Source organism: Streptomyces finlayi, from assembly GCF_014216315.1.
Classification (GTDB): Bacteria; Actinomycetota; Actinomycetes; order Streptomycetales; family Streptomycetaceae; genus Streptomyces; species Streptomyces finlayi_A.
In genome coordinates this window covers 2,866,734-2,882,272 of record NZ_CP045702.1, presented here as the reverse complement: position 1 = coordinate 2,882,272, position 15,539 = coordinate 2,866,734, and the positions used below count along the sequence as shown (strand labels likewise).

The following is a 15,539-nucleotide window of genomic DNA, read 5'->3' as shown; positions in this document are numbered from 1 at the left end:
GGACAGCCGACACCGCTGCGGAGCAGTCCGGTTGACGCCTGCCGAAGAGGGATCTCTGCACCCCGTTCCGCATATGTTTCACACCGTCAGACGCTACGCGGAGCACCGCCCCCACTCACTGCGGTTACCCCCCCCAACCTCGGTGGGGCCACCCGCCGTAGGTCAGGTGCGTCAGCAGGAGGTCGGGCTCGGGGCGGTTTCGGGCATCGAGGCGAATCGTCATTTCTCGCTCGACCTCGACGCCGGTCGGTGCCTGCGCCATGAGCGTCGTGGTCAGGGCGGTGATGAGACGGCCGCGCCAGGACCGCTGGGGCGACATCATGAATACGAGGGCTCCGTCGATCAGCTCGGTGTGGCGCGGGGCCTCGGGGAGGTGATCCAGGTCCTCCGCGAACCAGCCCTCCGCGCGGAGCGGGCGCATCCCGTCGGGCAGTGCGGTCATGCCCTCACGGGAGCGGCGGTGGCTGCGATGAGCCCGGCGCTCCGTGGAGCGCCGGCTGCCCACCGCGCCGCGCCACGAGAGACCGCCCGAGCCAAGACCGTCGAGGACCTCATCGCAGCGTGATCAACCGGCCACCCGACAGGCTCTGCGCAGCACGGTGCCGGGATAGAGCTCCCGTGCTGGGATGGTGCTGGGTGTCACCCGGCTTTTCTGCGGGCGGGAGAGCTCTGTACGTAACGTTCCGCTTCCATGGCTGGAGGCACAGCAAGGTCGCCAGCAACCGGGACGCGGGGGAGAGAACCCCGTCGAGGTTGTCGCTGACGTGCGACGTCACTTGCCGGGCTACACGATGGCCCAGTGCGTAAGCGCCGAGCGGACGGGGCCCGGAAGCTCGCATCGGGGGCGGCGCAGCGCATTGGTCCGGGGAGGATCGAGGGAACGCCCCGGATGCGTTGGCCACGCGTTGGCCACGGTTGGTCGTACAGAGGCCCCTGCTCTGAGTAGTGCCTGCTCGGAACGGAGGGGAGTGGGACGACGACCGGGGCCGCCACCCCCCACAGGAGAGGCCCCGGCCGTCTTCCACGAGGCCGTAGAACAGCCCCGTACTCATCTCAGCGTCATGGATGCGTTTTCTGTCACACCGCCTGACGTCAGCAAGCTGTTGCGTGTTGGACAAGTCATGGACGCGGCACCGGGCGAGCACGTAGCGTGCTGAATCGCGCAGAGTGGCGCAGCAGTGGTGACCAGCTGCGATTCATGACAGCAGGGCGGGTTGAGGGAGTGCTGGGGGACGACGCGGAGCTGACTGCCGCGGTGCTCGCGGCACAGGACGGGGACGAGGACGCCTTCCGTGCTGTGTACCGCGCTGTGCAGCCGAGGCTGTTGGGCTACATACGGACACTGGTCGGTGACCCGGACGCCGAGGACGTGGCGTCGGAGTCCTGGCTGCAGATAGCCCGGGATCTCGACCGGTTCAGCGGTGACGCCGACCGGTTCCGGGGGTGGGCGGCACGCGTCGCGCGCAACCGCTCCCTCGATCACCTGCGGATGCGCAGCAGGCGGCCCGCCATCGGTGGTGACGAAACCGAACTGACGGGCAAACCGGCTGAATCGGACACAGCGGGCGAGGCGATCGAGGCGCTGGCCACCGGCCGGACCATGGCACTCATCGCCCAGCTGCCGCAGGACCAGGCCGAAGCCGTCGTTCTCCGGGTCGTCGTCGGACTCGATGCGAAGAGCGCGGCGCAGACGCTCGGCAAGCGCCCCGGCGCCGTACGCACGGCGGCCCACCGGGGGCTGAAGAGGCTCGCGGAGCTGGTCGGCGTGGACCAGGGCCCGCAGGGCGGTCTTCCGGACGACGGACCGGCGGGCCCCGCCCCGGCCGGTACGGGACCGGGCTCCACCGATCCGGAACGCGCCATCACGGGGCAGGGCGGAGAGCTCGGAGCTGTACCCTCGCAGCGCCCGGCTCGCAACGGTGTGGCTCCCACAGGTGTCACCCACGGTGTGACGCATTCGCGTCCGTGGACGCAGAAGGACATGTGATGGCCGACGAGCGGTACGAATGGCTCGACAAGGAAGCGGCGGAGCACCTGCTCCGTGGTGAGCCGGTCGAGCCGGCCGACGATCGCGCCCGCAGCGATGCCCTGAGGCTCACCGCCGCACTGGAAGCGGCCAGGAACCTGCCGTCGGCCGTCGGTGAACTCCCCGGTGAGAACACCGCGCTCGCCGCGTTCCGCCAGGCGGCCCACGCCCGGCAGCGCAGCGGTGCCGGTGCGCGGCGGGCTATGCCGAAGGGTCTGGAGACCAAGGCGGGGCAGCAGCCCGTGGCGTGGCAGGACAGGCTTCCGTCCGTACTGATCGGGGGCGGTCGCCGGCCCGTCGCGCGTCGGCCGCGCTGGAGCCGTCCCGTCCGCTACGGCCTCGTGCTCTCGCTCGCGGGCTGCGCGATCGGCGGAGTGGCGGTGGCCTCGGGTGCCGGGATCTTCCCCGGACCGTTCGGGGGCCAGGAGTCACCGCTCCCGGCGGCCTCCGTGTCGTCCGCTGCCTCCCCGGAGGAGCTGGCCTCCGGACTGCCGTCGGACCGGGGGTCCTCCCGCACCCCACCCGGCAAGGACCCGACTCCCGGTACGCCGGGCCCGTCCGAGGACTCCTCGACGGGAAGCGGTCACAGCAGCCGCGACAGCGTCGGTGGCCCCACCGAAGGCCCGGGTGCCGGTGACAGCGATCCGGAGGGGTCCGGGAGTACGTCCCACCGCCCGGGCGGGGCCGACGGGAACCACGCGTCCCAGGGCCCGGGAATTGGCTCCGGCGAGGTGTACGAGAAGGCCGTCCAGGCGTGCCGGGAGTACCGTGCGGGCACGCTCGACCGGGCAGCCAAGCGCCGGCTCGTCGAAATGGCCAAGAGCGAGAAGAACCTGGACCGGTTCTGCGCCCGCCTCGACGGCGAGGACGACAGGAACGGCGGCTCCGGACAGGGCGCACCCGATTCCGGCGCACCCGATTCCGGCGCACCCAATGCCGGCGCACCCGATCCGGGTGTACCCGATCCGGGTGTACCGGATGCTGCTCCGGGCTCCGATGACGGAAGCGGAAGCGGCGGCAGCAGCAGCGGCGGCGGCCAACAGGGGGAGGACGGCTCGGGCTCGCTCCCGTCGGTCTCCTTCCGCACGGCCGAGCCGTCCCCCGACGCGTCGCCCGATGTCTCCGCCGGGGTGAGCGCGGGCACCGGCGCGGGCACCTGGTCCGCTCCGGCGGCGTCCGCCACCACTGCGCCCTCTGCCCGCTGAGGCCTGTCTCCCGTCCTGTCTGCCGTCCCGTTTCCCCTCCCGTTTCCCCTCCCGTTCACCCTTCCGGGCGACTGCCCGGACCCCAGGTGTGACACTTTTGGGCTCCCGGGCGCAGTACTGAGTGAGCCGACTGGTCATCGGCCGCGCAATGAGCCGGGGTTCCCCCCGTACCTTCGGCTCAGCGCACCTGGCGCGGGCGGGACACGTTCCCCCGGTCCCGCCCGCGCCCCTTATTCACCACGCGGAATTCACCACGCGGACGTCCCGCGCTCTTCCCGCTCACCAGTAGATGACGACCTTGTCGCCGTTCTTCACCTGGGCGAAGAGCGAGGCGATCTTCCCCTCTTCCCGGACGTTCACGCAGCCGTGGGAAGCGCCGTTGTAGCCGCTGGCCGCGAAGTCCGGCGAGTAGTGGACCGCCTGCCCGCCACTGAAGAACATCGCGTACGGCATCGGGGTGTCGTAGAGCGTCGAGACGTGATGACGGGACTTCCAGTACACGGAGAACGTGCCCTCGCGGGTCGGCGTGTACTGCGAGCCGAACCGCACGTCCATGGACGACAGGACCCGGCCGTCGATCATCCACGACAGGGTCCGGCTGTTCTTGCTGATGCACAGGACACGGCCCGTCATACAGCGCTTGTCCGGCTCGGCCGCGACCCGCTCTGTGGGCGGGGTCAGTTCGGCGGCCGTCGGTTTCCGCGTCATTCCGAGGAGCTTCTGCCAGGTGACGGTGTCGGTCCCGCCCGTGCGGGGAAGGCCCCGCTTGCCCTGGAAGGACTGCACGGCGGTGACGGTGACGGACCCGTAGTAGCCCGTGGGGCTGCGGTCGAAGTGACCGATCTGTCGAAGCCGGGCCTGGAGCTCCCGTATTTGCGCGCCCTGAGAACCCGTCGACATCAGGACCCGGGGCTTCGGAGGCGCCTCGGTGCTCTCGGCCGGTGCCGGTGAGGGAGAAGCCTCCGGCGGGATCGTGGCCGGGGTGGCGGCAGGGCTGCTGGCGCCGCCCCCCGGGTTCGCGCCGCCCCCCGGGTTCGCGCCGCCCCCCGGGTTCGCGCCGCCCCCCGGGTTCGCGCCGCCCCCCGGGTTCGCGCCGCCCCCTGGTTTCCCATCGGCGGTGGGGCTGTCCGTCGCCGGGGGAGCCACCCGCTGGGCCCCGCCCTCTTCCTCCGGCGCACAGCCCGCGGCGAGGAGGGTGACGGTGAGCATCCCGGCGGCGACCGTCGCGGTCGTACGCGCTCGGCCGGCGGTGGTCCGTGGTGCGAACACCGTGGTGCTCGCCCCGCCCTGCGTGGCGCGTACTCCGCCGCCCTTCGCGTTCCCGATGGTGCGCATGATCGCTGCCCCCCTGGGCTCGTCCACTGCTCCGGTACTGCTCCGGTACTGCTCCGGTACTGCTCCGGTACTGCTCAGGTGTCTCCTTGGACGGATTCCCGCCCTGCCCGGTTGCCGAATCCTGCGCATGATGGAAAGCGTCGGTCCGGCCCCCGTGGCCGGTCCTGTGAGCAAGGCCCCAGCCGGTGGCCCTCCGCAGCCCGGCAGGCCGCCGCTAAAGTCCCTCGCGAACCTCGATATCGCTGGCCGGTATGCACGGGAGGCACCGCACATGACACGTGAGTCCGAGTCGGGACTGCCCATCGAGCCGGTCTACGGACCGGAGGCCCTCGACGGCTGGGACCCGGCCCAGAAGCTGGGCGCGCCGGGAGCCTACCCCTTCACTCGTGGTGTCTACCCCAGCATGTACACCGGCCGGCCGTGGACCATGCGGCAGTACGCGGGCTTCGGCACGGCCACCGAGTCGAACGCCCGCTACAAGCAGCTCATCGCCAACGGCACGATGGGTCTGTCCGTCGCCTTCGACCTGCCCACGCAGATGGGGCACGACTCCGACGCGCCCCTGGCGTCCGGAGAGGTCGGCAAGGTCGGCGTCGCGATCGACTCGATCGATGACATGCGGGTGCTGTTCGGCGGGATTCCGCTGGACGAGGTGTCGACGTCGATGACGATCAACGCCCCCGCCGCGCTGATGCTCCTGATGTACCAGCTGGTCGCGGAGGAGCAGGGAGTCCCGGCGGACCGGCTCACCGGCACGATCCAGAACGACGTGCTGAAGGAGTACATCGCCCGGGGCACCTACATCTTCCCGCCGAAGCCTTCCCTGCGGCTGATCGCCGACATCTTCAAGTACTGCCGGGCCGAGATCCCGAAGTGGAACACGATCTCCATCTCCGGCTACCACATGGCGGAGGCCGGTGCCTCGCCCGCGCAGGAGATCGCGTTCACCCTGGCCGACGGCATCGAGTACGTGCGTACCGCCGTCGCGGCCGGCATGGACGTCGACGAGTTCGCGCCCCGGCTCTCCTTCTTCTTCGTCGCCCGGACGACGATCCTCGAGGAGGTCGCCAAGTTCCGGGCCGCCCGCCGGATCTGGGCGCAGGTGATGAGGGAGGAGTTCGGCGCGAAGAACCCCAAGTCGCTGATGCTGCGCTTCCACACCCAGACCGCGGGCGTCCAGCTCACCGCCCAGCAGCCCGAGGTCAACCTGGTGCGCGTCGCCGTGCAGGGCCTGGCCGCTGTCCTCGGTGGCACCCAGTCGCTGCACACCAACTCCTTCGACGAGGCGATCGCCCTCCCGACCGACAAGTCCGCCCGCCTCGCCCTGCGTACGCAGCAGGTCCTGGCGTACGAGACGGACGTCACCGCCACCGTGGACCCGTTCGCCGGTTCGTATGTCGTCGAGAAGATGACCGATGACGTCGAATCCGCGGCGTTGGACCTGATGCGCAGGGTCGAGGACATGGGCGGTGCCGTCAACGCGATCGAGCGCGGCTTCCAGAAGAACGAGATCGAGCGCAGCGCCTACCGGGTCGCGCTGGAGACGGACAGCGCGGAGCGCGTGGTCGTCGGCGTCAACCGCTTCCAGCTCGACGAGGAGGAACCGTACGAGCCACTGCGCGTGGACCCGGCGATCGAGGCCCAGCAGGCGGCCCGCCTGGCGAAGCTGCGCGCCGAACGCGACCAGGGCGCGGTGGACGCGGCGCTGGCGGAACTGAAGAAGGCGGCGGAGAGCGACGCGGGCACAGCCAACGTCCTCTACCCGATGAAGGACGCGTTGAAGGCGCGGGCGACGGTGGGCGAGGTCTGCAACGCGCTGCGGGAGGTCTGGGGGACGTACGTCCCCACGGACGCGTTCTGAACGGGTTGCCTTGAGCCGGGTTGCCTTGAGACGGGCTGCCGCGCGAGGGGCGCCTCCCGAGGGGTTCCCGGCGGCGGCGACCGAGACGCCGAACACCCGCTGAAACCCCTGGACGCGGTGTCGTACCCCCGTGCGACACTCCGTTCATGCTGGGTGTCACCGATCTTCCGACCTATCTCGCCGGCCTGTTGCTGATCATTCTTCTGCCGGGGCCGAATTCGCTGTACGTGCTGTCCGTCGCCGCCCGCCGTGGCGTACGGACCGGTTATGTGGCCGCGGCCGGGGTCTGGACCGGCGATGCCGTGCTGATGACCCTGTCGGCGCTGGGTGCCGCCTCCCTGCTCCAGACGACCCCGGTGCTGTTCGCCGTCGTGAAGTACGCGGGTGCGGGCTATCTGACCTGGCTGGCCATCGGGATGCTGAGGGCCGCCGTCTCCATGTGGCGGGAGCGGCACCGACGGGTGGAGGAGCTGACGGCGGATCCGGACGCGCCGGTGGCGGCCTCGGTGGAGCGGCCCTACCGCCGTGCCCTGGTCGTCAGCCTTCTCAACCCGAAGGCGATCCTGTTCCTGATCTCGTTCTTCGTGCAGTTCGTTTCAGAGTCCAACCCGGTCGCGGGGTTCGTGACTCTAGGCGTACTCCTCCAGATGGCAAGCGTGTTGTACCTGTCTGCGCTCATCTTCGGCGGGTCTCGTCTGGCTGCTGTGTTCCGTCGTCGGAGGACGCTCAGCGCAGGGGCCACCTCGGCCGCCGGGGTGCTCTTCCTGGGGTTCGCCGTCAAGCTGTCTCTGGCAAGCGCGTAGGGGGTTGGCATGTCTCACCTTGACGACACTGCGGCCCTGTTCGCCCGCATGAGCCTCCAGGAGCAGCAAGAGGCACTACGAGCCCTCGGCCTGCCCGAGAAGCTCCCGAAGGAGCCCCAGGACCCCCCCAAGGTCACCCCGTTCTCTGCCCTTGCCAGCACCCCGGGCAGGCGGAAGCGGCAGCCACTCACAGTGAAGGCCGTGAGTAGCCCCGAGAGCCCTTCAGATGCGGCCCGTTGAAGCAGTGAAGCGGGTCCGGCTCAGCCTCCTCCGGGCCGGTTTCCAGTTCCGGAAACTCGAACCCCTTGCCCCTCTGGAGTGCGCCCGGAAGCATCGGGCCCAACACCCGACGACGAGGGGGCAGGCCGTGAAGCTGACACGACTGGTGAGCACTTGTGATGAGGGGGAGTGCCCAACCTTGTTTTCCACTGACCGGGGAACGCTGGTAGTTCAGGGGGACCGCGTGTCTGACCACGGGAAGCAGATTCCAGCTCACGAAACCATGGTGGAAATCCCCATCGAGCTCATCCGAAAGGCCATTCGTGACAACCTCATCTAAGACACTGGGGGACTGGTTCAAAGACTTCGATCGGGAAGCCTTTCGATTGGAAACGCTGGACGATTACAGCAAATCCGGTGGCGTGGACGCCTATCGTGCATTCCTGGCCGGCGAACCCCAGTCGGAGGAATTCAAGATGGCTGGATGGGTGACGACGGTCGGTAACGCAGTCCAGGCGGGAAAGCGGATCTATCGCGTACACGTCCTCGCCCGCCCGCTGACCGACTACCTGAGGTTCGAACTCTCTTGGGGATACCGTCGCAACATGGCGGCTGGGGAAGAGTTCTTCATCCTGGATACGACCAACGAGGAAAACCCGATCCCGGGCGCGCCGGATTTTTGGCTGTTCGGGGAAAAGGTCATCGGAGCCATGAACTACGACTCCGAGGGCAAGTATCTGGGTGTCGATTTCCTTGAAGAAGACCACCTGTCAACGTTCCTGGCGTACAGGGACACGGCTATGGCTCAGGCTGTGCCGTTCACTGAATGGTGGGCGAAGTACGGCGAGTGAACAGATCTAGCCTCGGGTCAGCGCTGCGGGAGCTGCGAGAGACTTCCGGACTGGAAGCGAAAGCGGTAGCCCGTGGCGCTGCTATGTCTCGATCCAAGCTCTCCAAGATTGAGAACGGGAACACAGCTCCGAGCGTTACAGACGTTGACTGCATCCTCACGGCCATAGGCGTTTCGGATGAGGTCAAGGCTGAGTACATGGCGGCGGCCAGGGAAGCAGCCACGGAAGTCACGGCTTGGCGGCTGATTCGCCGCCTGGGCTACAGCCGTAAACAGCAGCAGGTGCAGGCCCTCGAATCGCAAACAACACTGCTGCGACTGTTCCAGCCCTCGCTCATTCCCGGCCTACTCCAGACCCCCGAATACGTGCGGGCAGTTTTCGCCCGAAGGAACCTGACAGAGGACCAGCTAGAGCGAACCATCGGTGCGAGGCTGGCGCGACAAAGTGTCCTGTACTCGGAAGGTAAGTCCTTCCGCTTCATCATCACGGAATCGGTCCTCCGGTGGCGCATTGTTCCGCCCCTGGTGATGGTGGGACAGTTGGATCGGTTGATTTCTGTCTCTCGGCTACCCAATGTGGATGTGCGAATCGTTGCACTGTCGGCCCGACAACTCGATTTTCCAGGACATTCGTTCTCCATCAAGGATGACCGGACAGTCACGGTCGAAATGATCCATGCTGAAACCGTGGTAACCGACCCCAGGGACGTTGCCCTGTACGTATCCAAGTTCGAACGATTTAACAAGATCGCCGTTTCCGGAGACCACATGCGATCGCTGGTCGAAGGGATTCGTGACGAGCTTTTGCGCGAACAGGAAACTGACTAGAGGCTGCCCCGATCCCCGGTAGACCATGGCTTCTCATCGGGAAGCCAAGCCGGGGAGGCCCTAACAGTGATCGGTGCAAAGGCAACCACGTCACCGACTGATTCCCCGCCGCTGCCTCCTGTCGACCTTCACCCCGTCGAAGGATGCATGACCTGTGCTGCGCTCGCTATTTCCCGTGAGATGGCCCGGGAAGCGGGCGTGGCTCAGGCTGAGGCGGGCGTGAATCGGGAGATCAGCAATCACCCCCACTACTTCGTGGGAAAGGGCCGCAGACTCCCGCCCACGGCCGTGTGGGGGGTGGCAGTGTGACCGAACGTCGCACGTACCAGGACCCTCTCTGTCAGCCTTGGGTGAGACGTTCCGCTTCGGCGGGTTAGCCTGAGAGGGCACGACAGGAGAACCACGCCTCATGACCAGCACCAAGCCCGCCGGATCCGACCCGGCTCCCAGGCCGAAGCGCCGTTCGTTCAGTCCGGAGTACAAACTGCGGATCGTCGCCGAGTACGACGGCGCGCCCAGGAACGAGAAGGGTGCGGTCCTGCGCCGCGAACGGCTCTACCACTCGCACGTCAAGGAATGGCGGGCCGCGCGGGATGCCGGTGCCCTGGAAAACCTGGTCGACCGCCGGACCGGCCCGGCCCGTGTGAAGAAGTCCGCCACGGAGGTGGAGAACGAGAAGCTGCGGCAGCAGGTGGAGCGGCTGCAGAAGGACCTGGCCCGGAACAAGGCCGCACTCGAGGTGATGGGAAAAGCTTCCGCGCTCTTGGAAATGATCTCCGAGAGCGCGGACTGAATCCTGCCGCCGGCCCTGTCGTGGACGAGGCGTTCACCGGCGTCGAGGCTCAGCTGGGCATCACGGCGGCCTGTCGGCTGACCGGGCGCTCTCGGGCCACCCACTACCGCCGGCTGCGGCCGGTACCACCGCGCAGAGCACGTGTCCCGCAGGTGCAGCCGTCGGCCCTGACAGCCGAAGAGCGTGCGGCCGTAGTGGAGTTGATGAACAGCGAGGAGTACGCCGAGCTTGCGCCCGCGCAGATCTGGGCGCGTGAGCTGGACGCGGGGCGCTATCACTGCTCGGTCTCGACGATGTACCGGATCCTGCGCGAGCGGGGGCAGTCCGGCGAGCGCCGGCGGCAGGCCACCCATCCCGCCAAGGCGGTGCCCGAGCTGGTCGCCACCGCGCCGTCGCAGGTGTTCACCTGGGACATCACCAAGGCGGCCGGACCGCTCAAGGGCGTCTGGTATCACGCGTACGTGATCATCGACATCTTCAGCCGGTACATCGTCGGCCACACCGTCGAGCGGGCCGAATCCGCGGTGCGTGCCGAGGAGCTGATCCGCGAGACGATCACCCGCAACGGCATCGTGCCCGAGACGGTGCACGCGGACCGCGGCACCTCGATGACGAGCAAGAAGGTCTCCCAGCTGCTGATCGACCTGGGTGTGACGCGGTCGCACTCGAGGCCGAAGGTCTCCAACGACAACCCCTACAGCGAGGCCCAGTTCAAGACCACGAAGTACATGTCGGACTATCCCGAACGGTTCGACTCGCTGACCCACGCCCGCGAGTGGTTCGACGCCTTCATCGCGTACTACAACCACGAGCACCGGCATTCCGGCATCGGCTGGCACACACCCGCCTCCGTCCACTTCGGGACCGCCGAGGAAGTCCGCGACCAGCGCGCGGTCACCCTCGCCGAGGCATACGCCCGCCACCCCGAACGCTTCGGCCGCCGCCCCCGACCACCCGAGATACCCCAGACGGCCTGGATCAACGACCCGGCCAAGCGCCGCGAACCCGCACCACAAACCCCATAGCGATACGACCGTCTCACTGGACTTGAAATCTTCCGGGAACCCCCGGTCGTCCTCGGGCCGCTCGATGACTGGCTGTATGAAGCCCATCCGGTCAAGGGGTGCGCGAAGTGCGCTGACGCGGTCAGGTGGATCGAGAAGGCGAAGAAGGCTGGCGACGCGCGCGCTCGCTTCGAGGCAGCCCGTGAAGTCCGGAACCACCCGCACAAGGGCCAGGGGTGACTACTGCCCCAGAGAGGCCCAAGACAGCGGCCAAGGAGCGCAGGAAGGGCCGCAGGGGCGGCCGTACGGGCTATGGCGACTCTGGTCAACTCCCCTCCATCGTCGAGTGGTTGATTGATAACGCCACCATCTGTGGGGCGTGCTTTGGCCACCGCACCGTGTGGTGCCCCGATTGTGCTGGCTTCAAGGGCTGCTCGACGTGCGAAGGCCGGAAGAAGGTCCGGTGTCCCGAGTGCGCGGCCGGAAAGCTCGACGGCTTCGAGTGGTGAGCCGCAAGCTATGGAACGGATGGACAGTGAGCACGGACGCCGTGGGGCCCCTCTGCGGGTGGCTCATCGCGATCGAGTATTTGAACGCCGCAGACGGCTGACGCCGGGAACGATCGAGCTCCCGACCGATCAGGTCGGCGAGCTGCATCTTGATCTTCACCCCAGGGAAGCACTCCGCGTGCGGAAGGCGGGGCGAGGGCCTTGACTGTCACGGACAGGATGTAACGACGGCGGAGGACATGCAATGCCGGGAATTATTGAGAAGTGGTCCGCTCTGGACTACGCGCTCAGAACGGTAAGGCTGATCAACGCGGATCAGTTTTGGACAGATTCGCTGAGTCGTGAGGACTTGACCGGGGAAGAAATCGGGGAGCTTGCCCAGTTCGCCAACTCTGAGATCCTGGACCCGTGGCTCCACCTCTCCGATGGTGAAGTAGTGAAGCCCGTTCAAGATTTTGTCGCCACTCGGACAGAAGTTGCCCTGCGAACGATCAGCCGTATCTCACTGGAGCGAGTGAATCCAATCGAACAATTGCCGTCATCCGTTGGGGCGCTCGTTGAAGACCGTCACCGGGAAGCTGAGGTTTTGACGGATAAGATCAAGAGCCTGCAAGGGGGCAACTGGCAACCGGGTGACCTCACTCCATCAAATGTGTGCCACCTCCTAATTGTCGCTTCGGCTACCGCCGCATCGCTTGACAGGTATGACCTAGCCGCCTATATCCTGACCTTGCATGCAAGCCTCGGGTGTGACGGATTCTAAGAATCACCACAGACCCTCCGAGCCATCTTCTGCCCGTGCATCTCTTGATCTAAGTGCATGATCGCCCCTCGAAAGGTGGGGCCGACCTTGACGAGGATCGGCTCTTTTGCGTCGCACACGCACATGTCGAGGGCGCGGCCGAGGCCGTCTTTCCCTTTCGAGGCCCGTCCGCTTGTCGCTCCCCCTGTGGCAAAGGGGCGGGCTTCTTCATGTTGCCTCCGGAGACACAAAAAGGCCCCCGCACCCCTTTTGGGGGCGGGGGCATAAGCGCAGCCGACCTAGCTGGCAGCGGCCTTTACGACCTGAGCCGAAGTGGCCTGCGTTTTCTTCGTATTCTTCCGGGGTGTCATTCATATTGAACCCCCTTACCGTTTACCTGCCACTATTCTCCCACTTGCGGGATGGGTCCGCATGTGGGGAAAGGACGTCCGTAAAGCTTGGACCTCCCCTCTCTAGCCAGTTGAACGGCTCTGAGCGGCGCCGTAGCCGCCGAAATGAAAGAGCAGGGCCCCTCGCGGGCCTAACGGGCTGACAGTGGCCTTCGTGGGCCGCTCTGCTGCCTAGGTTGGTTGAAATTTCGTGGGTGGCTGCCGCCGGCCTCGAATAGCAGGGAGTGGAGAGAAGGCCGCGAGAAAGCGGCCTGGCCTCCTATGTAATCAGTCGCCCCTCGGCTCTATAGGCCTCGGTCACGGCTGACTAAGAAGGCTCCGGCCGTAAGAGCCGGAGCGAGCAAGGTTCTACTACTGATGCTAAGCCGCCCTGGCTCGACCGCCAGGGCGTTGCAATGCTGCTTGTGCTACCTGGCCGCCGTTACTCGGCCAGGGCATGAAGTGAACGGAAGTGAGCTTCGACAGAGCAGCGCCCGTATGGGGCGCTGCGGCTTAAGGGAGTAACTACTCCTGGCCTCGATCGGCCAGGGCATGGCTGCGGAGCGGAGCGGAGCAGCTAGGGGCCCCTGAGGGGGCCTTACTAAGGCCATAAGTCGCCGAGGGCCCGTTCAGGCCGCCTCGGCCAGCCTGGCGCCATCGTCGGACCGCCTAGGCGTCCCTGGCGGGCGTACGCCCGGCAGGAGTCGGAACGTCGTCCTTGCTCCGCGCTTACTGCCCACGGTCACAACCTCCAGCCATCCGGCGTCGGTTAGGGCCATAACGCCGCGCTCGGTATAGCGGCGCAGATTCCCCGCCCGGTCGCGTACGCCGACAGCATCGGCAAGCGAGCGCCACGGGATGGTCACCTCGGCCTGGTCGCCGCATAGGCGCGCTAGCTGCCTCGCTACGGCCTGACCACTGCGCGGCACCCATAGGGCCGCCTCGGCGTACCAGCGGGCCGCCTGACCGTCAGGGGGAGCCGTCTCGGCAGCGAGGGCGTACCCGCGCTTACGGAGCTTCGCCCTACGCGCCTCTATGGCGTCCGCGTACTGGTGCAGGAAGTTCACTAACAGGTTCCCCCTCCGAAATGTGCTGGCTCAGCGCTCCCGTATTGGCGGGGAGCGCTGAGTGGGATCTAGCAATTGGGTTTTAACGCGGCCGGGGTGGCGGAAGCAAGGAAAGGCGTTTAAACGGTTCTCTTTGACTTCGCCAGGGAGTGGCGATGCAAGGTTCCTTAGGTACTGGCGCCCGGCGCATGGTCTCGGCGCTGGCAGGGGGCATATGCGTGTTGTAACCGTTATCCAGGATCAGGACGGTAACCGGAGAGTCGTTGCCGATGTCGTTTACCCCTCCGAGAGTTGAAAACAGAAATGCCCCCTCCTTCCGGAGAGGGCATTTCTGTTTGGCTGAGTGTGCTGGTATCGCTAACTCCAGTTGTTGCCCATTTTGATCAGTCGCTTTTTGACGTCATGCGGAATGGTCAATTTACCCAACAGTTCCCCATCGTCCTGTTTTCCAAGTTCGAAAGTTATTCCGGCGCTCAATAGATCTTTTTCCATTGCCTCTACGCCGCCGGTCTTCCAGTGTTGGCTGTAGGTCATGCCGGTGCTTTCGTAGACCCACCTGTCTTTCGTAGAATCCGGGTCGATCTTCATCAAGTCGTTCATGAGAGCATCTAGCGTGCCCTCTGCCTTCTCTCGAATGAACCCGGACTTATCGAACCTCCCCCCAGGCTCCAGCCCGGACATGTAGTAGGCGATGGACTCTTCCAGTCGCTTCCGCTCGCGCCTATTCTCGTCGCCTCGGGCGTACTCGCGGCGGATCACCTCGAAATCCCCCAGGGCCTGAAAGACGGCTTGCGACAGAGCCGAATACACATGCTCAGGGTCCGGTGTCACGAATCCTGGCCTCCGGCACTCGGGGCATCGCAGGTACCGATACTCTTTCACTTCGCCGGTAGAAAGCGTTCTGTAGCTGTTCGATTCGTTGACGTTTCTACCGCACTGGTGCTTCATGACGCCGAGGAACCTGGTGGGGCGGCGGTTCTTCTCATGGTGGCGCTTGTTCTTGGAGCGAAGGGAAAGCGCTGCTTGTACGTTCTCGAACTCTTCATCAGTAAGGATCGGTTGATCCGTGACCCTGATTTCCTGGCCTTTCTTGTCTAGCACCGGCGTAGATTTGTAGGTGGCCGCTTTCGTTCCTCCCTCAGTGCGAATCCCCTTAACGGCGGGATTCCTAAGGGTCCTGAGAATCTGCTGATTGTTCCACTTCCCGTTGCTGTAGGTTGCAACCTTAGCCCTGTCTAGAACCTTAGCGATTCGGTTTGCCGGAACCCCGCGCATTGCAGCGTGGTACATATAGCGCACTGCTCGCGCTTGCTTAGGGTCTTGTACTAGGCGGAGTTTCCCGCCCACCCTGCCAGTCTTGTAGCCATATGACGGCTTACCGATACGCCATTGATCTTGCTGCTTGGTGTATTCCCAGTGGGATGAAACACGGGTTTTTGTGTTGGCGGCTTCGATCTCTGCAACTGCCGCGACGAATGTCACCATTGCTTGAGCCATGGGAGATGACAGGTCCAGCGTGTCATTGAGAGAAATGAGGTTTTTCCCAAACTTCTCACACCACTTGATGACTTCGTGCAGGTCAGAGATACGCCTGATGAATCGGTCCAGCTTCCAGAACAGGATAATGTCAAATTCTGGTATGCGGTTGTTGAGCCAGTCCCCGAGTTCCTTGCGCTCCCAAGGTGCTTTTTTGGTTGCAGACACTCCGAGGTCCCTGGCCACGCCGACAACCCTGACGCCCTCTCGGATGGCATGGCGACGAAGGTCAAGTTCCTGCCGCGCTGGGCTGGTGGCAATGGCCATGAGTTAGATCGGGTCGGGTGTCAGTGTGTGGAGCACGATGGTGCGGGTGACGCGCCGGGTTCCGGGGTCGGTTGAGCTGCGGGTTTGGTAGCTGAGATGGGGGCG

The 15,539-nt window shown here is 65.8% G+C and carries 12 protein-coding genes and 1 pseudogene; 10 read left to right on the top strand and 3 right to left on the bottom strand.

Going from position 1 to position 15,539, the window contains the following annotated elements; genetic code table 11:
* Nucleotides 1–157: 157 nt before the first annotated feature.
* Nucleotides 158–442: pseudogene (locus F0344_RS13105) on the bottom strand (Uma2 family endonuclease); the annotation flags it as partial.
* A 780-nt stretch (nt 443–1,222) separates the two neighbouring features.
* Between F0344_RS13105 and F0344_RS13100 the strand changes: the two are divergent.
* Nucleotides 1,223–1,987: an RNA polymerase sigma factor gene (locus F0344_RS13100; RefSeq protein ID WP_185302661.1), complete on the top strand. Its 765-nt coding sequence runs from the start codon at nt 1,223–1,225 to the stop codon at nt 1,985–1,987.
* Nucleotides 1,987–3,231: a hypothetical protein gene (locus F0344_RS13095; RefSeq protein WP_185298962.1), complete on the top strand. Its 1,245-nt coding sequence runs from the start codon at nt 1,987–1,989 to the stop codon at nt 3,229–3,231. The genes F0344_RS13100 and F0344_RS13095 overlap by 1 nt, the downstream gene beginning before the upstream one ends.
* Before the next feature lie 279 nt (nt 3,232–3,510).
* Here the strand turns inward: F0344_RS13095 and F0344_RS13090 are convergent, their stop codons facing one another.
* Nucleotides 3,511–4,440 (bottom strand): L,D-transpeptidase family protein, encoded by a 930-nt coding sequence (locus F0344_RS13090; RefSeq protein ID WP_185302660.1) that lies wholly within the window; start codon nt 4,438–4,440, stop codon nt 3,511–3,513.
* Between the two features lie 397 nt (nt 4,441–4,837).
* Here F0344_RS13090 and F0344_RS13085 point away from each other — a divergent pair, with 397 nt between their 5' ends.
* The 8 genes from F0344_RS13085 to F0344_RS13055 all read left to right on the top strand — a co-directional run bounded on the left by F0344_RS13085 (nt 4,838) and on the right by F0344_RS13055 (nt 12,196).
* Nucleotides 4,838–6,427 carry an acyl-CoA mutase large subunit family protein gene (locus F0344_RS13085; protein ID WP_185298961.1) on the top strand — a complete coding sequence of 530 codons (1,590 nt, stop codon included), beginning with the start codon at nt 4,838–4,840 and terminating at the stop codon, nt 6,425–6,427.
* A gap of 146 nt (nt 6,428–6,573) precedes the next feature.
* Nucleotides 6,574–7,230, top strand: coding sequence for a leucine efflux protein LeuE (leuE, locus tag F0344_RS13080; protein WP_185298960.1), 657 nt, complete (start codon nt 6,574–6,576; stop codon nt 7,228–7,230).
* A gap of 367 nt (nt 7,231–7,597) precedes the next feature.
* On the top strand, nt 7,598–7,789 hold the full coding sequence (locus F0344_RS35730; protein ID WP_258049918.1) for a hypothetical protein: 192 nt from the start codon (nt 7,598–7,600) through the stop codon (nt 7,787–7,789).
* Nucleotides 7,773–8,300 carry a DUF6879 family protein gene (locus F0344_RS13075; protein ID WP_185298959.1) on the top strand — a complete coding sequence of 176 codons (528 nt, stop codon included), beginning with the start codon at nt 7,773–7,775 and terminating at the stop codon, nt 8,298–8,300. Before F0344_RS35730 ends, F0344_RS13075 begins: the two co-directional genes overlap by 17 nt.
* Entirely contained in the window at nt 8,297–9,127 is an 831-nt protein-coding gene (locus F0344_RS13070) for a helix-turn-helix domain-containing protein (RefSeq protein WP_258050260.1), read from the top strand. The genes F0344_RS13075 and F0344_RS13070 overlap by 4 nt, the downstream gene beginning before the upstream one ends.
* Nucleotides 9,128–9,536: 409 nt before the next feature.
* Nucleotides 9,537–9,920 carry a transposase gene (locus tag F0344_RS13065; RefSeq protein WP_185298957.1) on the top strand — a complete coding sequence of 128 codons (384 nt, stop codon included), beginning with the start codon at nt 9,537–9,539 and terminating at the stop codon, nt 9,918–9,920.
* Nucleotides 9,921–9,940: 20 nt separating this feature from the next.
* The gene (locus F0344_RS13060) at nt 9,941–10,945 is read left to right on the top strand and encodes an IS3 family transposase (RefSeq protein WP_185298956.1); all 1,005 of its coding nucleotides are present in this window, start codon (nt 9,941–9,943) and stop codon (nt 10,943–10,945) included.
* A 732-nt stretch (nt 10,946–11,677) separates the two neighbouring features.
* Nucleotides 11,678–12,196, top strand: a complete 519-nt coding sequence (locus F0344_RS13055) for a hypothetical protein (protein ID WP_185298955.1) — start codon at nt 11,678–11,680, stop codon at nt 12,194–12,196.
* A gap of 1,792 nt (nt 12,197–13,988) precedes the next feature.
* Here the strand turns inward: F0344_RS13055 and F0344_RS13050 are convergent.
* Nucleotides 13,989–15,434 carry a recombinase family protein gene (locus tag F0344_RS13050; RefSeq protein ID WP_185298954.1) on the bottom strand — a complete coding sequence of 482 codons (1,446 nt, stop codon included), beginning with the start codon at nt 15,432–15,434 and terminating at the stop codon, nt 13,989–13,991.
* Nucleotides 15,435–15,539 lie beyond the last annotated feature (105 nt).